The organism is Herbaspirillum sp. Her4 (assembly GCF_057961335.1).
The window spans coordinates 277,623-299,475 of sequence record NZ_CM176330.1; the positions used below are offsets into that span (position 1 = coordinate 277,623).

Genomic DNA, 21,853 nt, shown 5'->3' on the forward strand with positions numbered 1-21,853 from the left:
GGTTCCATCCTCATGAAAATCATCGTCGCCATCGCCTTCATCCTGATCCTGGCCAGCCTGGCCTCGGCACTGATCTTCCTGATGCGCGACAAGGGCAAAAGCAATCGCACGGTCCAGGCGCTGACGCTGCGGGTCGGCTTCTCGGTGGCGCTGTTCCTCTTCATCCTGCTGAGCTACAAGCTGGGCTGGATACAGCCGACCGGCATCCGCTGAGGTCATCCGCACGCACCCCACAAAAAAGCCGCACCGAAGTGCGGCTTTGTCATGGCGCAGACGTTGCCTGCCTTACAGCCAGTACACCACCACATACAGGCCCAGCCACACCACATCCACGAAGTGCCAGTACCACGCCGCACCTTCGAAGGCGAAGTGATGCGTGGGCGTGAAGTGCCCGCGCAGCACGCGATAGAGCACCACCGACAGCATGATCGCGCCCATGGTCACGTGGAAGCCGTGGAAGCCGGTCAGCATGAAGAAGGTCGAGCCGTAGATGCCGGAGGTGAGCTTGAGGTTGAGCTCGCTGTAGGCGTGGATGTATTCATAGGCCTGGAAGCCCATGAAGACCGCCCCCAGCAGGATGGTCAGGAACAGCCACACGGCCGTCTGCGCGCGATGGCCGGCGCGCATGGCGTGGTGCGAAATGGTCAGCGTCACGCCCGAGGTCAGCAGCAGCAAGGTGTTGATGGTCGGGATCGGGAACGGACCCATGGTGGTGAAATTCTCCACCGTGCCGGCCGGGCCGACATTGCCCCATTGTCCGGTGAAGTCGGGCCAGATCACCTTGTGGTCCAGATCGGCCAGCCACGGCATGGTGATGCTGCGCGCATAGAACAGCGCGCCGAAGAAGGCCGCGAAGAACATCACCTCCGAGAAGATGAACCAGCTCATGCTCCAGCGATAGGACAGGTCGATGCGCTCGCTGTAGAGGCCCGACTCCGATTCGCGGATCGCATCCCCGAACCAGTAGTACAGCACCACCAGCACCATCAGGATGCCGAGGATGTTGACGTAAGGCGCCCACGAGACGCCATTGACCCAGGCCGAGGCCCCGATCATGGTAATGAGCATGGAAATGCCCGCCATCATCGGCCAGCGCGACGGGCCTGGAACGAAATAATGGGGTGCCTTGGCTTGTTGAGAACTCATGTTCTTCTCCCGGTACGAAATCCGATTGTCCTGGCCTGGGCAAGAGCAGCAAACATGGGCATTAAGCTGCGTTGAATGCTCTTGCGATACAGGGTTTACGTTTCCTTAATGCTCTTTTTCGGTCAGTCTCGATCAGCCTCATCCACCTGCCGCGCTGCGTACCACCAGCTTGACGATGCTCACCAGCACGGTCACGAAGATCACCGCACCGAGAATGCCGGCGATGATGACGTGCACCGGATTCAGCCGTGCTGCATCCGACTCGTAATCCTTGCGCTTGCGCACGCCGAAGAAGGACCAGAACACCGCCTTCATCGTCGCGCCGAAGGAGGCCTTGCGCCGGGCCGCCTGTTTCAGCTCATCGTTCACACCCGCTCCTCGGGGCTGGTCAGCCCGCCGTCTTGGCCTTGCCGTTGATCTCGAAGAAGGTATAGGACAGCGTGATCGTGGTCACTTCCTTGGGCAGCTTGGGGTCGATATAGAACACCACCGGCATCTGCTTGGCCTGGTTTGGTCCCAATGTCTGCTGCGTGAAACAGAAGCACTCCACCTTCTTGAAGAAGGCCGCCGACTGCAGCGGTGCATAGCTCGGGATGGCCTGTGCATCCACATTGCGCGGCTGGGTGTTGACCACTTCGTAGGTGACCTGCGTCATCTCGCCGGGGTGCACCTGCATGCTGGCCACCGTCGGGCGGAAGCGCCACGGTCCCTGTGCATTGCCATCGAACTCCACGGTGATGGTGCGCGTCTTGTCGATCTGCGTATTGGCCGGCGCTTCCACCGTCACATCCTTGGGCGTGAGGAAGTTCACGCCGGTCACTTCGCAGATCTTGCGATAGACCGGGATGAGCGCATAGCCAAAGCCGAACATCAGCACCGCCACCACCAGCAGCTTCCTGAACATCACGCGGTTCAGGCCGCGTGATGTCGTCTCTTCTACCTGATCGTCATCTCTGCTCATTTGGCAAACCAGATGCGGTTGATGAAGATGCCGACGAAGAAGGCCAGCGCCACCAGCCCCAGCAGGAGGCCTGTGCGCAGGTTGTTGGGTTTCTTGCGTTCGGTCATGAGGGTTGCCTTTGCATTAGGGGTGATGACTTGTGTTATCCACAGGCGTTTACTTCACCACCGGTGGTTCTTCGAAGGTGTGGAAAGGCGCCGGGCTGGGCACGGTCCATTCCAGGCCTTCCGCACCTTCCCACGGCTTGGCTTCGGCTTTCTTGCCACCCTTGATCGAGGGGATCACCACGAAGAACAGGAAGTACACCTGCGACAGCCCGAACCCGAAGGCGCCGATGGAGGCGATCATGTTGAAGTCGGTGAACTGCGCCGGATAATCCGCATAGCGGCGCGGCATGCCCGCCAGCCCCAGGAAGTGCATCGGGAAGAAGGTGATGTTGAAGGTGATCAGCGAGGCCCAGAAGTGGAACTTGCCGCGCCATTCGTTGTACATGAAGCCGGTCCACTTCGGGCCCCAGTAGTAGTAGCCGGCGAAGAGCGCGAAGAGCGAACCGGCCACCAGCACGTAGTGGAAGTGCGCCACCACGTAGTAGGTATCCTGCATCTGGATGTCGATCGGCGTCACCGCCAGGATCAGGCCGGTGAAGCCGCCCATGGTGAAGACGAAGATGAAGCCCACCGAGAACAGCATCGGCGTCTCGAAGGTCATGGAGCCGCGCCACATGGTGGCGATCCAGTTGAAGATCTTCACGCCGGTGGGCACGGCGATCAGCATGGTGGCGTACATGAAGAACAGCTGCGCCGTCACCGGCATGCCGGTGGTGAACATGTGGTGCGCCCAGACGATGAAGGACAGGATCGCAATCGAAGCGGTCGCATACACCATCGAGGCATAGCCGAACAGCGGCTTGCGCGCGAAGGCCGGGATGATCTGCGAGACGATGCCGAAGGCCGGCAGGATCATGATGTAGACCTCGGGGTGGCCGAAGAACCAGAAGATGTGCTGGTACATCACCGGGTCACCGCCACCGGCGGCGTTGAAGAAGGAGGTACCGAAGTGACGGTCGGTCAGCGTCATGGTGATGGCACCGGCCAGCACCGGCATGACGGCGATGAGCAGGTAGGCGGTGATGAGCCAGGTCCAGCAGAACATGGGCATCTTCATCAGCGTCATGCCGGGCGCGCGCATGTTCAGGATGGTAACGATGATGTTGATCGAGCCCATGATGGAAGACGCGCCCATGATGTGCATGGCGAAGATGCCCATGTCCATGCCGGGGCCCATCTGGGTCGACAGCGGCGCATACAGCGTCCAGCCGGCCGCGGTGGCGCCGCCCGGTACCAGGAAGGAACCGGCCAGCAGGAGCGCGGCCGGCGGCAGCAGCCAGAACGAGAAGTTGTTCATGCGCGCAAAGGCCATGTCGGACGCCCCGATCTGCAGCGGGATCATCCAGTTGGCGAAGCCCACGAAGGCCGGCATGATCGCACCGAACACCATCACCAGGCCGTGCATGGTGGTCAACTGGTTGAAGAATTCAGGACGGAAGAACTGCAGGCCCGGCTGGAACAGCTCGGCCCGGATCAACAGCGCCAGCACGCCGCCCGAGAGCAGCATGGTGAACGAGAACCACAGGTAGAGCGTACCGATGTCCTTGTGGTTGGTGGCAAAGAGCCAGCGCCGCCAGCCGTGCGGATGGTCGTGCGCGTGGTCATCGTGAGCGTGCCCATGCCCGTGATCGTGGGAATGATCGGGGGCGTGATCGACGGTGGTAGTCATGTCCGGTTCTCCAAACGATTACTTGCGGGCGGCCAGGATTTCGGCCGGCTGCACGATGTTTTCCTGGGCCTTGTTGGACCAGCTGTTGCGCGTGTAAGTGATCACGGCGGCGATTTCGGTGTCGTTCAAGACACCCTTCCAGGCCGGCATGGCGTTCTTGCCGTTGAGCAGGATGTGGATCTGGCCATCCTTGGCGCCATTGACCACGGCACTGCCGTCCAGCGCCGGGAAGGCTCCCGGCACGCCCTTGCCGTTGGCCTGGTGGCAGGCCACGCAGTTGGCTGCATAGACCTTCTCGCCGCGCTGCTTCAGCTCATCCACCGTCCAGACCTTGCTGGGATCGTCGGCCTTGGCGGCCATTTCCTTCTTCTTGCCCTCGACCCATTTCTTGTAGTCGTCATCGCTGACCACGTTGACCACGATGGGCATGAAGGCGTGATCCTTGCCGCACAATTCCACGCACTGGCCGCGATAGGTACCGATCTTCTCGGCGCGGAACCAGGTGTCGCGCACGAAGCCGGGAATCGCATCCTGCTTCACGCCGAAGGCGGGGATGGTCCAGGAGTGGATCACGTCATTGGCGGTGGTAACGATGCGCACCTTCTTGTTGACGGGCACCACCACCGGATTGTCGACCTCGATGAGGTAGTTGTCGTTTTTCTTCAGCGTCGGATCAGTGACCTGCTCGCGCGGCGTAGCCAGGCTGGAGAGGAAGGAGATGCCTTCACCATCGCCCTTGAGGTAGTCATACCCCCACTTCCACTGCATGCCGGTGACCTTGATGGTGAGGTCGGCGTTGGAGGTGTCCTTCATGGCCACCACGGTCTTGGTGGCCGGCAGGGCCATGCCGATGACGATCAGGAAGGGCACCACGGTCCAGGCGATTTCCACGGTCGTGCTTTCGTGGAAGGAGGCGGCCTTGTGGCCGACCGACTTGCGGTGCTTGATGATGGAATAGAACATCACCCCGAAGACCGCCACGAAGATGACCAGGCAGATGATCAGCATCAGGATGTGCAGGTCATAGATCTGCTCGGCGATCTTGGTCACCGGTGGCTGGAAATTCATCTGCAGCACGGCCGGTCCGCCCGGACTATCCACCACTGCCCAGGCCGGCAAGCCGGCCGCCAGCAGCGAGGCACCGAGGGTCAAGGATTGAAGGCGCTTCGCAAGTTTCATGGATTTCCTCAAAAGCCCAAAATTATAAGAATGAGAGTGCTGCCACCCCGCCACCCCTGGCGGCCAGTTCCTGTTGCAGCTCCTGCACCAAAGCGCGCCGCTGCCACAAGCTCATGAACCGGCCAATTTCCACGCGCTGCCCCCGGCTTTCCAGGGCCACCAGCGACTGCCGGCCCACAGGAAAAGCGATGCGCATGCCATGCAACTGCAAGCTGCTGCGGTGCGAACGACTACCCTGGATGACTTCCACCTCCAGGCCATGATCGGCCAGCACCAGCACTTCGCGATCGGTGGCGTGACGGGCGTAGACCAGCATGGCCGCGCCCACCGCCACCAGTTCAATGCATGAAAAAACCAGGATGATCCAAGCGCCGCGCAGCGTGAAGCCCAGCGCGACCGTGAGTGAAACCGCACAAAGGACTGCGAAGACCCACGCCAGCTGGCGTGGCGCAATCGAACAATTGCGCTTCAATATCCATTCCCGCGTCTCCATGGCACCTCGCCAGCATGATTGTCGGTCGAGCGTGTCTCTGTCTCTTACCGCAGGGGATGCTCACTGGATGCGGGCCAGCCCGTTCTTGCCGGGGGCCGTCTTGCGTGGGGCGCACTCCGTGGCTATCCGTTTTGCGGTCTTTATTTATTCTTGCTATTCGTTCGTACTGGAATTTCTTTGTGTGAATTTTTTTACCCATTTGAGTATAAGGGCTAACGTCGCCATGGATCAAGCACGCACCGCCGCATTGACAACGGTGGCGCCTGCGGGCTGTCCGGCGGGCCGGGATAGCGGCAGCAGATCCGCCAGGGGCGCGGCTTTGCGGCGATATGAAGGCTTCGGCAGGAACAGGCAGGGCGTAACGATACAGCAACTATCGGGCAGGCCAGATAGAGCTGGGCGACTAAGCCTTATATGAAGTTTCGACTATCGCGGCGGACGTTCGAAGCGAATGATGCTCTCGCCGGCCGCGGTGGTCTTGGGCACCGGGCGGAAGGCGTGGCCGTAGACGACCTCGAAGGTCAGCGGGATCTTGCCGTCGGGCTTGCGCATGGCCTCGAAGGCCGCCAGCAGGCGCTGGTACTGGCTGCGGCTCATCATGCTGCGGCGCCGCGATTCCAGCGGATTGCCACCCCAGGCGCGCACGTCTTCCAGCAGGCGCTGGGGCGTTTCGTAGGTCACGGTGATGGTTTCCATGTCCATCACCGGTGTGGAAAAGCCGGCATTGACCAGCATGTCGCCGAAGTCGTGCATGTCGACGAAGGGCAAGGTGTGCGGTGCAAGATCGATTTGTTCGAAGGCGCTGCGCACTTCGCGCAGGGTATCGGGGCCGAAGCAGGAAAACATCAGCAAACCCTCCACCCGCAGCACGCGCCGCCACTCGGCAAACACGCGGTCGGGCTGGGGATGCCAGTGCAGGGCCAGGTTGGACCAGACCAGGTCCAGCGCATTGGCCGCCAGCGGCAGGCGCGCGAAGTCGGCACAGGCCAGTTCGGGACCACCGGCATTCGGACCGGAACCGAGCCACTTGTTGATGGAGCCGAACAGGCGGTTCATGGCCGTCTGCGCGCCGCGCTGGTGGTCGGCGGCCTTGGCCAGCATGCCGTAGGCGCCGTCCAGACCGATCACCTGCGCCTCGGGATAGCGTTTCTGCAGCACCGGCAGGTCGGCCCCTTCGCCGCATCCGGCGTCCAATACTTCACGCGGGGCGATTTTCACCAGGGCCAGGCGCTCCTGCATGCGGGCCGAGACTTCGCGGCGCAGGAAATCGGATTCGGCCACGCGCTGGGGCTGGCCGAAACGGCGGCGCACCAGGGGCAGGTCGATGGGAGCGCTCAGCTTGGCGCTGGCAGAAGGCGGCGGCAGGGACATGGGCAACGGAACAGGAAGATGGACTGCGCAGCAGCGTGGCAAGCTCGGGCGGCCAGCAGAGGGGCGCCGATCCACGGGGCTGATGCGATAATGCGCGTAGTTTAGTCGAAATCCATTTTTCCCGGGCGCACCTCGCATGGATCTCAAATCCTCCAAACCCGCTGCCGCATCGCCCCAGGCCAAGCCTGGCACCGCCTATCGCGCCGTCGGCGGCAAGCCGGCCCGGCCGGGCAAGCCATCCGGTCCCGGCTGGCTGCAGCGCCTGCTGGCGCATGTGCCGCAACTGCTGCCGTCGTCCTGCGCGCTGTGCGGCGCGGCCGGACGCGAGACTCTTTGCGCGCCCTGCCACAAGCGTTTCTACACGCGCCAGCACCGCCGCTGCATTCAGTGCGCCCTGCCCATGCCGGTGACCGGCAAGGAACTGCGCTGCGGTGCCTGCCTCAAGGACCGCCCGGCCTTCGACGCCACCATCGTGGCCACCGATTATTTCGCCCCGTCCGACCAGCTGGCGCTGGCGCTGAAGTTCGGCGGCGACCTGCGCCTGGCACCGCTGCTGGCGCGATTGATCTTCGATGCCACGCGCCGCAATCCGGTGCCCGGCAGCGACGTGCAGCTGCCGATGCCGACCTTGCTGGCCCCGGTGCCGCTGGGATTGGCGCGATTGCAGGAACGCGGCTTCAACCAGGCACTGGAAATTGCCCGGCCGCTGGGCAAGCTGATGGACATCCCGGTGCAGCCGCGCCTGCTGGAACGCAAGAAGGAAACCGAGGCCCAATCGGCCCTGCCGGTCGGGGCACGCGCGCGCAACGTGCGTTCGGCCTTCGCCCTGCCCTTCGCGGCCATGGACCAGGTGCGCGGGCTGCATGTGGGCATCGTCGACGATGTCATGACCACCGGCGCGACCTTGAATGAAGTGGCGATCGTGCTCAAGCGGCACGGCGCCCGGCGCGTGACCAACCTGGTCTTTGCGCGCACCCTGCCGACCTGAAGCGGGCCGGCCATCCTTTACATAGCAGGAGAATTGTTTGTTCCACGTCGTCCTGGTCGAGCCGGAGATCCCTCCCAATACCGGCAACATCATCCGCCTGTGCGCCAATACCGGCGCGCAACTCCACCTGGTGGAGCCGCTCGGCTTCCCGCTCGATGACGCCAAGATGCGGCGCGCCGGGCTGGATTACCACGAATACGCCAACATGCAGGTGCACAAGGACTGGGACCAGTTCCTGGCCCATCGCCGCCAGGATCCGCAGTTCGATGAGGCGCGCATGTTCGCCATGACCACGCATGGGTCCACGCCCTTTGCCGGCCTGGCCTTCCGTCCGGGCGACACCTTCGTGTTCGGCTCGGAAACGCGCGGGCTGGCACCGGAGCGGCGTGAATCCTTCCCCACGGCACAGCGCATCCGTCTGCCGATGCGGCCGGGCAATCGCAGCATCAACCTCTCCAATACGGTGGCGGTGGTGGTGTATGAAGCCTGGCGGCAGAATGGCTATGACGGTGGCAGCTGACGATCCGCTGCGCCCATGAAAAAACGGCTCCCGAGGGAGCCGTTTTCGTTGGCAGGGCAGATCAGCCCAGCAACAGGGCGTCGTCCGAGAGCTTCTCGCCGCGCGTCTGCTCGAACATCTTGAGCAGGTCCGGCACGTCCAGCCCGGCGCGTTCGGGGCCGGAGACATCCAGCACCACGCGGCCCTGGTGCAGCATCACGGTACGGTCGCCGTAGTCCAGCGCCTGGCGCATGCTGTGGGTCACCATCATGGTGGTCAGCTTGGCCTCGGAGACGATCTTGGCCGTCAGTTCCAGCACGAAGGCGGCCGTCTTCGGGTCCAGCGCGGCCGTGTGTTCATCGAGCAGCAGGATGCGCGAAGGCTGCAGCGAAGCCATCAACAGGCTCACCGCCTGGCGCTGGCCGCCCGAGAGCAGGCCGATACGGTCGGTGAGGCGATTCTCCAGGCCCAGGTTGAGGATGGCCAGCTTCTCGCGGAACAGCTCGCGCATCTTGCCACGAATGGCGAAGTTGAAGCCGCGGCGGCGGCCACGGGCCATCGCCAGCGCCATGTTCTCCTCGATGGTCAGCGCCTCGCAGGTACCGGCCATCGGATCCTGGAACACGCGCGCCACCATGCCGGCGCGATCCCACGCCTGCTTGCGGGTGACGTCGGTGCCGTCGATTTCGATCTTGCCGGTATCGACCAGCAGGTCACCGGAGATGGCGTTGAGGAAGGTCGACTTGCCGGCGCCATTGGAGCCGATCACGGCCACGAACTGGCCGGTCGGGATTTCCAGCGAGAGGCCGCGCAGGGCCGGGTTCTCGATGGGCGTGCCGGGATTGAAGGTGATCTTGAGATCGGTGGCTTTCAACATTTCAGGCTCCCTTTCTCAGCAGTTTCAGTTTGCGCTTGCCCATGGGCAGCACCAGCGCCAGCATCACCAGCACGGCCGTCACCAGGTTCAGGTCCTGCGCCTGCAAGCCGATGAAGTCGCTGTTGAGCGCCAGGGCAATGAAGAAGCGATACAGGATCGCGCCCAGGATCACCGCCAGCGTGGTCCACACCAGGCGGCGCGCCGGCAGGATGTTCTCGCCGATGATGACGGCAGCCAGTCCGATGACGATGGTACCGATGCCCATGGAGATGTCGGAACCGCCCTGGGTCTGCGCAAACAGGGCGCCGGCCAGGGCCACCAGGGCATTGGCCAGGGCCATGCCGGCCAGCGTCGCGCGGCCGGTGGCGATGCCTTGGGCACGCGCCATGCGGGCATTGGCACCGGTGGCGCGCATGGCCAGGCCGATCTCGGAAGAGAAGAACCAGTCCAGCAGCAGCTTGGCGCCAGTCACCACCACCAGCAGGATCAGCGGTCGGGCCACGTAGTCGGGAATCGACCCCGGCTGCAGAATGGTGAAGATGGTCGGCTCGGAAATGAGCGGCACGTTGGGCTTGCCCATGACGCGCAGGTTGATCGAGTACAGCGCGATCATCATGAGGATACTGGCCAGCAGGTCCATGATCTTCAGGCGCACGTTCAGCCAGGCGGTGATGAAACCGGCCAGCGCACCGGCCAGCAGCGCGACGAAGGTGGCGAGGAAGGGATTGAAACCGGCTGCGATCATGGTGGCGGCCACGGCACCGCCCAGCGGGAAGCTGCCGTCGACGGTCAGGTCAGGGAACACCAGGATGCGGAAGGAAATCAGCACGCCGAGGGCCACCAGACTGAAGATCAGGCCGATCTCCAGGGCGCCCAGGAGGGTATACAGCGACATAAAAAGGACTTTCTAAAAAAAACACATTCGGCACGGCGCGGTACGCCAATGCCGAATGTCTTCTGCGTGGCGCCGGCGCTGCACGGGTGGTGCCGCGCCGGCGGTGCATGGCCGACGAATCAGACTGCGGTCATGCTCTGTTTCAGTTGAGGACCTTGGTGGCCGACTTCAAAAACTCCGGCGACAGGGTCACGCCCTGCTTCTGCGCCGCCGAGGTATTGACGTACAGCTCAAGATTCTTGACCGGCGACGAAGCGATCTCGCCGGCCTTCTCGCCCTTCAGGATACGGGCCACGACCTTGCCGGTCTGGCGGCCCATGTCGTAGAAGTTCACGCCCAGGGCGGCCACGGCACCGCGCTTGACGCTGCCGGTGTCGGAGGCGATCAGCGGGATCCTGGCGTCATTGCAGACCTTGGCCAGCGACTCGAAGACCGAGACCACGTTGTTGTCGGTGGTGGTGTACATCACGTCGATCTTGCCGATCAGGCTCTTGGCGGCCGGGGCCACATCCACCGAACGGGGCGCGGCGGCTTCCACCAGGGTCAGGCCGGCTTTCTGCAGCTCGCCCTTGAGGTTGTTCAGGGCCGACACGGAATTGGCTTCGCCCGGATTGTAAACCACGCCCACACGCTTGGCCTCGGGCACCACGCGCTTGATGATCTCGACCTGCTTGACCGGGTCCAGCATGTGCGACAGGCCCGTCACGTTGGTGCCGGACGGCTTCCAGTCCTTGACCAGCTGTGCGGCCATGGGATCGGCGATGGCCGAGTAGACGATGGGGATGCTCTTGGTCGCGGCCACCATCGGCTGCGCCGACGGGGTGCCGATGGCCACGATCACGTCGGGGTTGTCCCCCACGAACTTCTTGGCGATCTGGCCGGCCGTACCGGCATTGGCCTGGGCGCTCTGGAAATCCCACTTCAGATTCTTGCCGGGCTCGAAGCCCTCGGCGATCAGTTCATCCTTGGTACCGTCCCGCACGGCGTCCAGCGCCGGGTGTTCGACGAAGGAGGTGATGGCCACCACCTTCTCGGCGGCCAGGGCCGACGCGCAGATGGCGCTCAGGGCGAGCGCGCCGGCGATGGCGCGCAATGACTTCGATACTGCAAACATGGTCCTCTCCTCGTTCATGGTGGTCAGGCCTCGGCGTTCCTCTCGACCGGGCCCGTTATGCGTATGGGCAGATCTTGCTACGTTGCTGCGTTGCTGCGTTGTTGCGTTGTTGCGGCCAGATACGGAAGATCCCGCATGGCAGCGGGATCTTCAGGCGAACCCTGGTTTATTGCTTGATGACGGTCTTGGCCGAGCTCACCAGTTCCGGCGACAGGGTCACGCCCTGCTTCTGGGCGGCGGCGGTGTTGACGAACAGTTCCAGCTTGCTGCAGGTGGCCGAGGCGATGTCGCCCGGCTTTTCACCCTTGAGAATGCGTCCGACCACCTTGCCGGTCTGGCGGCCCAGGTCGTAATAGTTCACGCCCAGGGCAGCGATGGCGCCGCGCTTGACGCTGTCGGTGTCGGAGGCCACCAGCGGGATCTTGGCGTCGTTGCCGACCTTGACCAGCGCTTCATAGGCCGACACCACGTTGTTGTCAGTGTTGGTGTAGATCACGTCGACCTTGCCGATCAGGCTCTTGGCGGCCGAACCGACGTCCACCGAGCGGGGAGCAGCGGCTTCCACCAGGGTCATGTTGGACTTGGCCAGCAGTTCCTTCAAGGCCTTGACCACCACGGCGGAGTTGGCTTCGCCCGGGTTGTAGACCATGCCCACGCGCTTGGCGTTGGGGACCACGCGCTTGATCAGGTCGATTTGCTTGTCCAGTTCCAGCAGGTCGGACACGCCCGTGACGTTGGTGCCGGAGGCTTTCCAGTCCTTCACCAGTTGCGCGGCCACCGGATCGGTCACGCCGGAATAGACCACCGGGATGCTCTTGGTGGCCGATACCAGGGCTTGGGCCGAGGGCGTGGCAATGGCCACGATGACGTCGGGCTTGTCGCCGACGAACTTGCGGGCGATCTGGGCGGCGGTGCCGGTGTTGCCCTGGGCGCTCTGGTATTCCCACTTCAGGTTCTTGCCGGCTTCAAAGCCTTCTTCCTTCAGCTCGTCCTTCACGCCGTCACGCACGGCGTCCAAGGCCGGGTGTTCGACGATGGCGGTCACGGCAACCGATTTGTCTGCAGCCATGGCCGGGGCTGCGCAGACGGCAGCCAGGGACAGGGCGGCGACCATCGCGCGCAGTGTCAGCTTGTTGGTGTAGGACATGCAGTCTCCCTTGGAAAAATGTGAACGAAAACCCAAAAACCCGAAAAGACGCTAAGTCTAGCCTAGCGCCTGTCAACAATCAATTTGCATGAAGGACCGCCGCCGCCCGCGCTGGCAGGCGTGCCGGGCGGCTCGCATTGCGGGACATCCCCTGATCGGGATCAAGCAGCGCGCCGGGCAAAAAGGGCGACGGGCGCTATAATCAGGCCCCATGTCTTCCCGCCTGCGCCCCTCCCCCACACGACTTGCCTTGCGCCGCCCCTGGCTGCGCCTGCAGGTGTGGACCAGCCTGGCGCTGCTGCTGGCGATGGTGGCTGCGCCCTGGTGGCAGCAGGCCGCCGCGCGCACCCTGCGCGACAGTCCGGCCATGGCCATCTGCAGCGTGGGCGGCGGCGCTTCCGGCAATGCACCGGCGCATCTGGCGGCCAGCCATTGCCCGCTCTGTTGCGGCGGCCAGGCGGCCACGCCGGCAGCGGATGCTTCCTTCGATACTACGGTCTTGACGGGCATCAGCTATCCGCTGGCCGGCACCGCGCTACGCCTGCGTCCGCTCAGCCTGGCACCGGGTTCGCCGCGGGCCCGTGCACCACCGGCCTGAACCCGCCGTCCCCCGGGCCTTTGCGCCCACCCATGCAGGCCGCGCGCCCGCATTCCAGACATGAACAAGACAACCAGGAATCACTGATATGAAGCATTTCGTCCAAAAGCTGGCCACCCTGGCCATCACCTCCGCCCTGCTGGCTGCCGCCCCGCTGTCACAGGCCCATGAATACAAGCTGGGCCAGCTGGAAATCGGCCATCCCTACGCCCGCGCGACGGTTCCCGGCCAGCCGGCCGCCGGTGCCTACGTGAGCATCGAGAACAAGGGCAGCGCGCCGGATCGCCTGGTGGGCGTGTCCTCGCCGGTGGCCAAGTCGGGTGAAATCCACACCATGGCCATGGAAGGCAACGTCATGAAGATGCGCGAAGTCGAGGGCGGTCTGGAAGTCAAACCCGGCCAGAAGATCACCATGCAGCCGGGCAATGGCTACCACATCATGCTGATGGGCCTGTCCAAGCCGCTGCAGGCGGGAGAGAAGGTGCCGGCCACGCTGACCTTCGAGAAGGCGGGCAAGGTCGACGTGACCTTCAACGTCGAGGACCGCAATGCGGCAGCGGCGGGCAAGGATGACATGAAGGACATGAAGGGCCACATGCACCACTGATCCACCGGGCAGCCTGAAACGGCAAGGCCGGCAGCGAGCGATGCTCCTGCCGGCCTTGTCGTTTGCAGCGTACCGCGATCAGCCGGCCAGCTTGCGCACCTTGGCCAGCAGCTTGGTGGTGGAGCGGTCATGTTCGAAGGCAATCGACAGCACCTGGCCGCCATAAGCCGCCACGGCCTGGCCTTCGGGGATGGCGTGCATGTCGTAGTCGCCGCCCTTGACGTAGATCTCCGGACGCGCCTGCTGCACGGCTTCCAGCGCAGTGTCTTCATCGAAGGGGACTACCAGCGACACCGATTCCAGCGCCGCCAGTACCGCCATGCGGTCTTCGCAGGTGTTGATGGGACGGTCATCGCCCTTGCCCAGGCGCTTGACGGAGGCATCGGTATTGGCTGCCACCACCAGCGACGCACCCTGGGCGCGGGCCTGCGCCAGGTAGGTCACGTGGCCGCGATGCAGGATGTCGAAGACGCCATTGGTCATCACCACCGGCTTGGGCAATTGCGCTACGCGCTGCTGGAGTTCGTCGCGGGTACAGAGTTTGGATTCGAAGTCGGCCATCTTGATCGGGATCGGTTCGGGTAAGCGGGTGATTGATTGCTGAGTGCAGCATGAAAAAAGCCGCAACCTGGGTTGCGGCTTTCGTGATTGTACTGCCTTGCTGCCTGTGAAGGATTTTTCCCTGTCAGGCGGCCGCCGTACCCGGCGGCAGGATGCGCTGGGTCACTTCCTTGCGGTAGCGGTTCAGCTCCTGCACGTTGCTGAAGGTCCTTTCGAACAGCAGCGACATGTTGTGCAGGATGCGGTCCACGACCTTCTTTTCCCACTCGCCGTCGAACTTGATCTGGTTGTCCAGCCAGCGTTCCAGCCATTCCGGATCCGGCAGGCGGCTCTGGACGGTGTCGTTGGGGAACAGCGCCTGGTTCACGTGCAGGTTGGTCGGGTGCAGCGGCTTCTCGGTGCGGCGCGCCGAGGCCATCAACACGCCGATCTTGGCGAAGGCGGCACGGGCCTTGTCGCCCACTTCGTTCAGGGCCTTCTTCATGTAGCGCAGGTAGGCGCCGCCGTGGCGGGCTTCGTCCTGGCTGATGATCTTGTAGATCTGCTTGATGACCGGCTCGGTGTGCCAGTCGGCGGCACACCGGTACCAGTGGTTCAGGCGGATCTCGCCGCAGAAGTGCAGCATCAGGGTTTCCAGCGGCGGGGCGGGATCGAACTCGAAGCGCACGTTGTGCAGTTCCTCTTCGGTCGGGCACAGGTCCGGGCGGAAGCGGCGCAGGTATTCCATCAGCACCAGCGAGTGCTTCTGTTCCTCGAAGAACCATACCGACATGAATGCCGAGAAATCGCTGTCCCCGCGATTGTCGCGCAGGAACATCTCGGTAGCCGGCAGGGCCGACCATTCCGTGATGGCGTTCATGCGGATGGTCTGCGCCTGTTCGTCGGTGAGCAAGGAAGCGTCGAACTTGTCCCAGGGAATATCCTTATCCATATTCCAACGGACCTGCTCTAGCGATTTGAACAATTCTGGGTACAGCATCTCAGTATGTGCCTATATGCGTTAAGTGTTTGATTTTAACAAGATTTTCCCGATCCATACTAAAACGGTCAGGTTTCAGCAATATGACAGAGACCCGGCGCGGCTGCGCCCGGGGCCAGGCTCTGCCATGGCGAGGATCAGGGGGAATTTGGCTTGCGGGAGGCTGGCTTCTTGTTTTGCCGGGATTGTACAACAGCCGTCCGGGCGGGCGCGCTCGTATTTTCCGCACGCTTGGGCGCTTTCTTGACCGGTGGCTTCTTCGGCGCCGTCTTGGCCCCCTTGGCCGGCTTGGGAGCGCCAGCAGGCTTGGCTTTGACGCCTGCCTTGGGCCTGGGGGCAACTGTCTTATTTTCGCTACGCTTGGAGGCCTTCTCGGGCTTGGGCGGCTTGGCGGGCTTCAACAGCGGTTCCTGCTCAGCCAGGCCCCCGGCCAAGGCGTTGCCGACGGCGTGCTTGAATTGCTCCTGCAACACATTCCACCAGGCATTGGGATTGGCGATGGCGGACTGGAAATCCGGGGCCGGCGGGACGCTGCCCTCGACTTCTGCAGCGGGCTCGGCATCGGCCTGCGGCGCAGCAGCTTGCTCCTCTGCAACTTCAGGCGCGGAAGCAAGTTCTTCCTCTTCTTCAGGCGCTTCTTCGGGCTGGGCGCCTGCTCCCGGCCACATCGGGAAACCGAAGGGGAAAGCCGGGGCCGCGCTGCCCTCTTCCTCCGCCGCGGCCTCGGCCTGGGGCGTGCCGCGCGAGGCCATGATTTCGCTCATGGCCTGCAGGGTGGAGAGGGTCGCGCTCTGCACTTCCAGGGTCTGGATGGTGGCCTTGAGCATGTTCAGGTTCAGCTCCAGCCAGGAGGCCACGGTCTTCAGGTCGCTGATCTTCTTGTTGATGTCCTCCACCGACAGCGAAGGCGTGGCCATGGCGGGGGCGCCCATGCTGCTCCACATCTTCTTCATGAAATCGATGGTATCGGCTACCGAGCCTGCGCCCGGCATCTGCTCATGGTTCAACATTGATCGCTCCTCTTGTTGTGGTGTCGTGCTCAGCGTGGCGGGCGCTGCATCCGGCAGGTGCTCGGCAGTGCGGTCTGCTCGGCCGGGATGAAGCGCTCGGTACGGAATCCGAAGCCGCTGCCCTCATTGTCGAAGCGGATGCCGCCGCTGTCGGCGCGCTGCATCTGCATCAGGTAGAGCGGCTGGATCAGCTGGTGATCCTCGGCCCGCAAGGTCGCCTCGTGGAAGGCGTTCTGATAATGCGCGCCTTCCAATGCATATGCAACCGCCTTGGGATCGGTGCTCCTGGCTTTCTCGATGGCCTTGACCAGCATGTCGATCATCACCTGCATGCGCAGGTAGAGGTAATCATCCTTGGGCTGCGGGTAGCGCTTGCGGAATTCCTGGTAGTAGGCGTCGCTGGGCGAGCCCGGATTGCCGCCGGCATTGGGATGCCATTCCGCCACCGCACGCACCACGCCCACACCCGCATCACCGATGGCCGCAGGCGCGCCCAGGCTGTTGGCATAGAAGGTGTAGAACTTGGCCTTGAAGCCCGCATCACGTGCGGCCTTCACCAGCAGCGTCAGGTCATTGCCCCAGTTGCCGGTGATGACGGCGTCGGCCCCGGCGCTGCGCATCTTGGCAATGTAAGGCGCAAAATCCTTGATCTTGCCGATGGGATGCAGCTCGTCGCCGACGATGGCGATATCGGGCCGCTTGGCCGTGATCTGCTCGCGCGCGGCCTTGGCGACCTGGCGGCCGAAGCTGTAGTCCTGGCCGATCAGATAGACCTTTTTGGTCGCCGGATCAGCCTTGATGGCTTCGGTCAGGGCCTGCATGCGCATGTCGGCACTGGCATCGAAACGGAAATGCCAGAAGCTGCATTTCTCGTTGGTCAGCGTGGGATCGACCGCCGAATAATTCAGGAACAGCACGCGCCGGTCCGGCTCGCGCTGGTTGTGCTTGTTGACCGCATCGATCAAGGCCGCAGCCACGGCCGAGCTGTTGCCTTCGATCAGGAAGGGAATGCGCTCGTCCGTCAACTGGCGGAACTGCACCAGCGAGTCTTCCACGCCCAGCTTGTTGTCGAAGGTGGAGAGCTGCAGCAGGTGCTTGCCATCGGGCAGATTCACGCCGCCGCGCGCATTGACGCGCTCGATGGCGTAGCTGATGTTGCGCACCACCGCTTCACCGGCATTGGCGAAAGGACCGGAGAGGCCATCGATCATGCCGATGCGCACCGGCGGCAAGGGTGCGGCAACGCTGGAAACCGGGGTGGAAACGGCGGCCAGCGCCAGCAGGGCGGCCGGGAACATGCGCAGGGGCAGGCGGAAAGACAGGGACAGGTTCATCGATTCTGCAAGAGACAGCGGCAAAACCCGCATTGTACGTTGTTTGAAATGGCCCTCCTTTGCCCTGCGCCCCCACGACGCTCCTTGCATGATCCGATACACTGGCGGGCATGAGCGAAGTTTCCCGTCCCACCCGGCGCTGGCCGCGCCTGTTGATCCTGATTGCATCGAGCCTGGCACTGCACGCCGCGCTGGTGGACTGGGGCCGGCGCCAGATCGTGATGCCGGGCCGGACGCAGGAACAGGCCATCACGGTGGAACTGCGCCCGGTGCCGCCGCCGGAGCAGCCGGTGGCACTGCCGACACCCAAGCCGGTACCACCGAAGACGGCCAAACCGTCCACTCCCGCCAGTCGCCCGGCACCACAGCCACGGCGCGCGCCCGAGCCCTCCGTCGAACCGCCAGACGAGCCTATCCGCGAGACCGTGGAACGCATCACCACGCCTGCCCCGGAAGCGCCGCAAACGGCCGCAGCGCCCTCCGCTGCGGAAACTGCGGGCCCGGCGTCGCCAGGCAGCGGACCGGGCAGCGGCACCGCCAGCACCGCAACCGGCAGCGGCGATGCGCCCGAGGCCGCCACCGGCAAGCAATACCAGACCAGCGCCCCGCCCAGCGTGCTGCTGGAATACGACGTCACCGGCACCAAGGACCAGCAGCCGGCCTACGGCCGCGGCAGCATCGCATGGCACAACGAGGGCGATCACTACAAGGTGGAAGGCAAGGCCAAGGCGCTGTTCTTCACGCTTCTCAATTTCACCAGCGTGGGCGAGCTTGATGCCTGGGGCGTCTCGCCCGAGCTCTATACGGAACAGAAGGGCTTCAAGTCGGCCACCAACACCCATTTCAATCGCGAACGCAACGTCGTCAGTTTTTCCGCCTCCACCACCAGCTACCCGCGCCGGGGCGGCGAACAGGACCGCGCCAGCCTGATCTGGCAACTGGCCGCCATCGGCCGGGGCGATCCCGGCCAGCTCCAGCCGGGCGCGGTGATCGACCTGTTCGTGGCCGGCGTGCGCGATGGCGAAATCTGGCGCGTGCAGGTCTTGGGCCAGGAAAGCCTGACGCTGCCCGTCGGCACCGTCCAGACCTGGCATGTGGTGCGCCAGCCCAAGCCCGGCTCCTATGACGACCGCGTCGATATCTGGCTCGCCCCGCAGCATGAGTGGTATCCGGTGCGGGTGCGCTATACCGACCTGCGGCCCAATGGCGACTACACCCAACTGGACCTGTCGGGCCTCAAACCGGTGGACCAGTAAGACCAGATCCTGCAAGCCCTGTCAAAATCGGAAACAATTGCGCACAATTACGCGCCCGGACGGCAGAACCGCCCTCCGGCATTTTGGTCGTATTCCTTCATATGGCTCGGCATTGCCTCATCGCCGAGCCCCACAGAGACCAACACGAAGAGCTCGCCATGACATTTCTTTCATATCGCCTCAAAACCACCCTCGCTGCGCTGCCGCTGGCCGCCCTGATCGCCAGCGCGCCCGCCCTGGCCGCCGACGGTCCGCATCCGGTGGACAAGCGCCCCTTCAACCTGCCGCCTTCGGCCGAGCTGCATTACGCCATCACCGCCAAGCAGAGCGGCCTCGATCTGAAGGGGGAAGGCCTGGTCAAGTGGACGCAGAGCAAGACCGCCTACAGCGTCAACACCGAAACCCGCGCCATGCTGCTGGGCAAGATCCTGGAAACCAGCAGTGAGGGCAGCATCGACGCCTACGGCCTGGCCCCGTCGCGTTTCGTCGAAAAGCGCCTGCGCCGCGAACCGACCACCACCACCTTCAATCGCGAACAGAACAAGATCACCTTCACCGAATCGGCCGATAGCTTTCCGCTGCAGGGGGGCGAGCAGGACCGCACCGGCATCACCTGGCAGTTCGTGGCGATTGCCCGTGCCAATGCCGCCAAGATGAAGCCGGGTTCGGAGTGGAATTTCTTCGTGGCCGGTCCGCGTGATGCCGAGCAGTGGACCTTCAAGGTGGTGGGCCGCGAAAAGATCAAGACCGCCCAGGGCGAGACCGAAGCGCTGCACCTGTTCCGCAATCCGCCCCCGGACGACCAGGCCCAGAAACTCGACATCTGGCTGGCACCGAAGATGGAGTGGTATCCGGTGCGCCTGAAGTTCACCGATCCCAATGGCGACTATATCGAGCAGGTGCTGGATTCGGTCAAGAAAACCAACTAAGCTTGCCGCTATTGCAGGCGCGGGGCCAGGCCGGCAGCGATGCCGCCTGGCCCCGCGTGCGTTTTTCGCCCCCATCACGCGCCTGATTCCCCCCGATTCCGATTACTTGTTGAGCCCGACCATGTCCGCCAATCCCGCCAATCCCGCCACTCCCGCCATCGCCCCGACCCTCAGCACCCAGAGCGCCCTGGTGCTCTTCTCCGGCGGACAGGATTCCACCACTTGCCTGGCCTGGGCGCTGTCCCGCTATCAACGGGTGGAGACCATCGGCTTCGACTACGGCCAGCGCCATGCCATCGAACTGGAAGTGCGTCCGGCCCTGCTGGAAAAGATGAAAGCCTTCTCGCCCGCATGGCAAGCACGCCTGGGCGAGGATCACATGATCGACCTGTCGCTGATCGGCAAGATTTCCGACACGGCCTTGACACGCGATGTCGCCATCGCCATGCAGGACAACGGCCTGCCCAATACCTTCGTGCCCGGCCGCAACCTGCTGTTCATGACCGTGGCCGCCACGCTGGCTTATCGCCGTGGCTTGAACGTGCTGGTCGGCGGCATGTGCGAGACCGATTTTTCCGGTTATCCCGATTGCCGCGACGACACCATGAAGGCGCTGCAAGTGGCGCTCAACCTGGGCATGGCCACGCAACTGAAGGTGGAAACCCCGCTGATGTGGATCGACAAGGCCGAGACCTGGTCCCTGGCCGAATCGCTGGGCGGCACCGCGCTGGTGGACCTGATCCGCGCCGACACCCACACCTGCTACCTGGGCGAACGCGGCCAGCTGCATGACTGGGGCCATGGCTGCGGCAAATGCCCGGCCTGCGAACTGCGCGCCCGTGGCTATCAACAGTACGCGGCACGCAAAAGCGCCGGGTAATCGGGCACAATAGGCTCACCATTCCAAGAGCGAGCCTCATGCCCCAAGCCCGCACCACCCTTCTGCTCGCCCGCAGCGCCGCCGCCTTGCTGGTGCTGCTGGCCAGCGCCGAGATCGGCCGCCGCATCGCCGACCTGCCCAGCCTGCCCGCGCTGGTCGACCTGCAATTCGACCTGACCCCGCGCAGTCAGAGCTTCAAGGTATTCGAGGACAACCCGATTGCACGATCCTCGCATCCACAGCCGCTGCCCACCGCGCTGCGCCCGCTCAACATTGATGTGCCCTGGAAAGACGGCAAGCGCCTGCCGCTGATCGATTTCATCAAGGGCACGGCGGCGCACGCCTTTGTGGTGATCCAAGATGGCAGCGTGGTCTATGAGCGCTACATCGATGGCTACGATGCCAATTCGCGCTTCACTTCCTTCTCGGTGGCCAAGTCCTTCGTCTCGGCGCTGACCGGTGTGGCGCTGAAACAGGGCAAGATCCGATCGCTCAATGATCCCATTGGCCGCTATCTGAAACCCGATGAGATTTCCCCCGCTTACGCCAACATCACCATCGGCCAGTTGCTGGACATGCGCTCCGGCATCGATGTCGATGAAAACTACGGCGGTTCGCTCGCCTCGCCAGTGGTGCGCATGTTCGTCAGCACCGACCTGCAGCGTTTCATCGCCCGCCGCAGTGGTTTGCGCTTTGCACCGGGTTCTCGCTTCGAATATCGCAGCGTCGATACGCTGATCCTGTCGCGGGTGCTGGCGCGCGCCACCGGCATGCGCCTGTCCGACTTCGCCCAGCAGGCGCTGTGGGAGCCGCTGGGCATGGAGCAGGACGCCAGCTGGAGCGTGGACAGCCGCCAGCATGGCGTGGAGAAGGCCTTCTGCTGCCTCAATACCACGGCGCGCGACTTCGCCCGCCTCGGTTTGCTCTATCTGCATGGCGGCCGCATCGGCGAGCAGCAGATCGTCAGCCCGGCCTGGGCCGCCGAGCCACGCCAGCCGGTCAACAACGGCAATGCGCTGGATTATCGCGATGGCTGGTGGATCCCGCCGGGCAATGCCAATGACCGCGACTTCTCGGCCATCGGCGTGTTCGGCCAGTACATCTACGTCAACCCGGCCACGCGCACGGTCATCGTCAAACTCAGCGACTACGGCACGGAGCAGGATGAAGTGCTGACCATGCTGGCCATGCGCAGCATCAGCCATGTGGTGTCGGGCAAGGAGTAAGCTGGCCTGCCGCATACCGATGGCCAT

The 21,853-nt window shown here is 63.7% G+C and carries 25 protein-coding genes; 9 read left to right on the top strand and 16 right to left on the bottom strand.

Annotated elements, in window-relative coordinates; all coding sequences use genetic code 11:
* Positions 1 to 12: 12 nt before the first annotated feature.
* Entirely contained in the window at positions 13 to 213 is a 201-nt protein-coding gene (locus tag ACWFUC_RS01295) for a twin transmembrane helix small protein (protein WP_006461519.1), read from the top strand.
* 72 nt (positions 214 to 285) lie between these two features.
* Here ACWFUC_RS01295 and ACWFUC_RS01300 read toward each other — a convergent pair whose 3' ends face one another.
* The 8 genes from ACWFUC_RS01300 to ACWFUC_RS01335 form a co-directional block, all read right to left on the bottom strand.
* Positions 286 to 1,146 carry a cytochrome c oxidase subunit 3 gene (locus ACWFUC_RS01300; protein WP_034332705.1) on the bottom strand — a complete coding sequence of 287 codons (861 nt, stop codon included), beginning with the start codon at positions 1,144 to 1,146 and terminating at the stop codon, positions 286 to 288.
* Positions 1,147 to 1,284: 138 nt separating this feature from the next.
* Entirely contained in the window at positions 1,285 to 1,461 is a 177-nt protein-coding gene (locus ACWFUC_RS01305) for a DUF2970 domain-containing protein (protein WP_166675599.1), read from the bottom strand.
* A gap of 73 nt (positions 1,462 to 1,534) precedes the next feature.
* The gene (locus ACWFUC_RS01310; RefSeq protein WP_039783803.1) at positions 1,535 to 2,107 is read right to left on the bottom strand and encodes a cytochrome c oxidase assembly protein; all 573 of its coding nucleotides are present in this window, start codon (positions 2,105 to 2,107) and stop codon (positions 1,535 to 1,537) included.
* A complete protein-coding gene (locus ACWFUC_RS01315) occupies positions 2,104 to 2,214 on the bottom strand; it encodes a cytochrome oxidase small assembly protein (protein WP_209532642.1) in 111 nt (36 codons plus the stop codon). Before ACWFUC_RS01315 ends, ACWFUC_RS01310 begins: the two co-directional genes overlap by 4 nt.
* Before the next feature lie 49 nt (positions 2,215 to 2,263).
* Positions 2,264 to 3,883, bottom strand: a complete 1,620-nt coding sequence (ctaD, locus tag ACWFUC_RS01320; RefSeq protein ID WP_088756827.1) for a cytochrome c oxidase subunit I — start codon at positions 3,881 to 3,883, stop codon at positions 2,264 to 2,266.
* Positions 3,884 to 3,901: 18 nt separating this feature from the next.
* Positions 3,902 to 5,062 carry a cytochrome c oxidase subunit II gene (gene coxB, locus ACWFUC_RS01325; protein WP_489623889.1) on the bottom strand — a complete coding sequence of 387 codons (1,161 nt, stop codon included), beginning with the start codon at positions 5,060 to 5,062 and terminating at the stop codon, positions 3,902 to 3,904.
* Positions 5,063 to 5,084: 22 nt separating this feature from the next.
* Positions 5,085 to 5,555 (bottom strand): DUF2244 domain-containing protein, encoded by a 471-nt coding sequence (locus ACWFUC_RS01330; RefSeq protein WP_489623890.1) that lies wholly within the window; start codon positions 5,553 to 5,555, stop codon positions 5,085 to 5,087.
* Between the two features lie 426 nt (positions 5,556 to 5,981).
* Positions 5,982 to 6,926: a methyltransferase domain-containing protein gene (locus tag ACWFUC_RS01335; RefSeq protein ID WP_209584522.1), complete on the bottom strand. Its 945-nt coding sequence runs from the start codon at positions 6,924 to 6,926 to the stop codon at positions 5,982 to 5,984.
* Positions 6,927 to 7,062: 136 nt separating this feature from the next.
* On the opposite strand from ACWFUC_RS01335, the gene ACWFUC_RS01340 reads away from it, so the two are divergent.
* Together ACWFUC_RS01340 and ACWFUC_RS01345 are read left to right on the top strand one after the other, a co-directional pair.
* Complete coding sequence (locus tag ACWFUC_RS01340) at positions 7,063 to 7,914, top strand: ComF family protein (RefSeq protein WP_286865193.1); 852 nt, start codon at positions 7,063 to 7,065, stop codon at positions 7,912 to 7,914.
* A 37-nt stretch (positions 7,915 to 7,951) separates the two neighbouring features.
* The gene (locus ACWFUC_RS01345) at positions 7,952 to 8,434 is read left to right on the top strand and encodes a tRNA (cytidine(34)-2'-O)-methyltransferase (protein ID WP_039783793.1); all 483 of its coding nucleotides are present in this window, start codon (positions 7,952 to 7,954) and stop codon (positions 8,432 to 8,434) included.
* A 61-nt stretch (positions 8,435 to 8,495) separates the two neighbouring features.
* On the opposite strand, the gene ACWFUC_RS01350 is transcribed toward ACWFUC_RS01345, so the two are convergent.
* The 4 genes from ACWFUC_RS01350 to ACWFUC_RS01365 all read right to left on the bottom strand — a co-directional run bounded on the left by ACWFUC_RS01350 (position 8,496) and on the right by ACWFUC_RS01365 (position 12,446).
* Positions 8,496 to 9,290 (bottom strand): ABC transporter ATP-binding protein, encoded by a 795-nt coding sequence (locus ACWFUC_RS01350; protein WP_034331301.1) that lies wholly within the window; start codon positions 9,288 to 9,290, stop codon positions 8,496 to 8,498.
* Position 9,291: 1 nt separating this feature from the next.
* A complete protein-coding gene (locus ACWFUC_RS01355) occupies positions 9,292 to 10,185 on the bottom strand; it encodes an ABC transporter permease (protein ID WP_034331299.1) in 894 nt (297 codons plus the stop codon).
* A 142-nt stretch (positions 10,186 to 10,327) separates the two neighbouring features.
* Positions 10,328 to 11,299 carry an ABC transporter substrate-binding protein gene (locus ACWFUC_RS01360; RefSeq protein ID WP_343742682.1) on the bottom strand — a complete coding sequence of 324 codons (972 nt, stop codon included), beginning with the start codon at positions 11,297 to 11,299 and terminating at the stop codon, positions 10,328 to 10,330.
* A gap of 166 nt (positions 11,300 to 11,465) precedes the next feature.
* On the bottom strand, positions 11,466 to 12,446 hold the full coding sequence (locus tag ACWFUC_RS01365; protein WP_489637422.1) for an ABC transporter substrate-binding protein: 981 nt from the start codon (positions 12,444 to 12,446) through the stop codon (positions 11,466 to 11,468).
* A gap of 211 nt (positions 12,447 to 12,657) precedes the next feature.
* On the opposite strand from ACWFUC_RS01365, the gene ACWFUC_RS01370 reads away from it, so the two are divergent.
* Positions 12,658 to 13,044, top strand: coding sequence for a DUF2946 family protein (locus tag ACWFUC_RS01370; RefSeq protein ID WP_310841396.1), 387 nt, complete (start codon positions 12,658 to 12,660; stop codon positions 13,042 to 13,044).
* Between the two features lie 88 nt (positions 13,045 to 13,132).
* Positions 13,133 to 13,651, top strand: coding sequence for a copper chaperone PCu(A)C (locus ACWFUC_RS01375; protein ID WP_259433368.1), 519 nt, complete (start codon positions 13,133 to 13,135; stop codon positions 13,649 to 13,651).
* A gap of 78 nt (positions 13,652 to 13,729) precedes the next feature.
* On the opposite strand, the gene rfaE2 is transcribed toward ACWFUC_RS01375, so the two are convergent.
* From rfaE2 to ACWFUC_RS01395, 4 genes are all read right to left on the bottom strand, one after another.
* The gene (gene rfaE2 / locus ACWFUC_RS01380; RefSeq protein ID WP_034331294.1) at positions 13,730 to 14,212 is read right to left on the bottom strand and encodes a D-glycero-beta-D-manno-heptose 1-phosphate adenylyltransferase; all 483 of its coding nucleotides are present in this window, start codon (positions 14,210 to 14,212) and stop codon (positions 13,730 to 13,732) included.
* Between the two features lie 124 nt (positions 14,213 to 14,336).
* Positions 14,337 to 15,191 carry a ferritin family protein gene (locus ACWFUC_RS01385; RefSeq protein WP_034331293.1) on the bottom strand — a complete coding sequence of 285 codons (855 nt, stop codon included), beginning with the start codon at positions 15,189 to 15,191 and terminating at the stop codon, positions 14,337 to 14,339.
* A gap of 137 nt (positions 15,192 to 15,328) precedes the next feature.
* The gene (locus ACWFUC_RS01390) at positions 15,329 to 16,201 is read right to left on the bottom strand and encodes a PhaM family polyhydroxyalkanoate granule multifunctional regulatory protein (RefSeq protein ID WP_489623891.1); all 873 of its coding nucleotides are present in this window, start codon (positions 16,199 to 16,201) and stop codon (positions 15,329 to 15,331) included.
* A gap of 29 nt (positions 16,202 to 16,230) precedes the next feature.
* Positions 16,231 to 17,535 (bottom strand): branched-chain amino acid ABC transporter substrate-binding protein, encoded by a 1,305-nt coding sequence (locus ACWFUC_RS01395; RefSeq protein WP_252696487.1) that lies wholly within the window; start codon positions 17,533 to 17,535, stop codon positions 16,231 to 16,233.
* Between the two features lie 110 nt (positions 17,536 to 17,645).
* Here ACWFUC_RS01395 and ACWFUC_RS01400 point away from each other — a divergent pair, with 110 nt between their 5' ends.
* The 4 genes from ACWFUC_RS01400 (at position 17,646) to ACWFUC_RS01415 (ending at position 21,826) form a co-directional block, all read left to right on the top strand.
* Positions 17,646 to 18,791 carry a DUF3108 domain-containing protein gene (locus ACWFUC_RS01400; RefSeq protein ID WP_489623892.1) on the top strand — a complete coding sequence of 382 codons (1,146 nt, stop codon included), beginning with the start codon at positions 17,646 to 17,648 and terminating at the stop codon, positions 18,789 to 18,791.
* A 158-nt stretch (positions 18,792 to 18,949) separates the two neighbouring features.
* On the top strand, positions 18,950 to 19,720 hold the full coding sequence (locus ACWFUC_RS01405) for a DUF3108 domain-containing protein (protein ID WP_489623893.1): 771 nt from the start codon (positions 18,950 to 18,952) through the stop codon (positions 19,718 to 19,720).
* A 121-nt stretch (positions 19,721 to 19,841) separates the two neighbouring features.
* A complete protein-coding gene (gene queC / locus ACWFUC_RS01410) occupies positions 19,842 to 20,600 on the top strand; it encodes a 7-cyano-7-deazaguanine synthase QueC (RefSeq protein ID WP_489623894.1) in 759 nt (252 codons plus the stop codon).
* A gap of 38 nt (positions 20,601 to 20,638) precedes the next feature.
* Positions 20,639 to 21,826: a serine hydrolase domain-containing protein gene (locus ACWFUC_RS01415; RefSeq protein ID WP_134223514.1), complete on the top strand. Its 1,188-nt coding sequence runs from the start codon at positions 20,639 to 20,641 to the stop codon at positions 21,824 to 21,826.
* Positions 21,827 to 21,853: the final 27 nt, after the last annotated feature.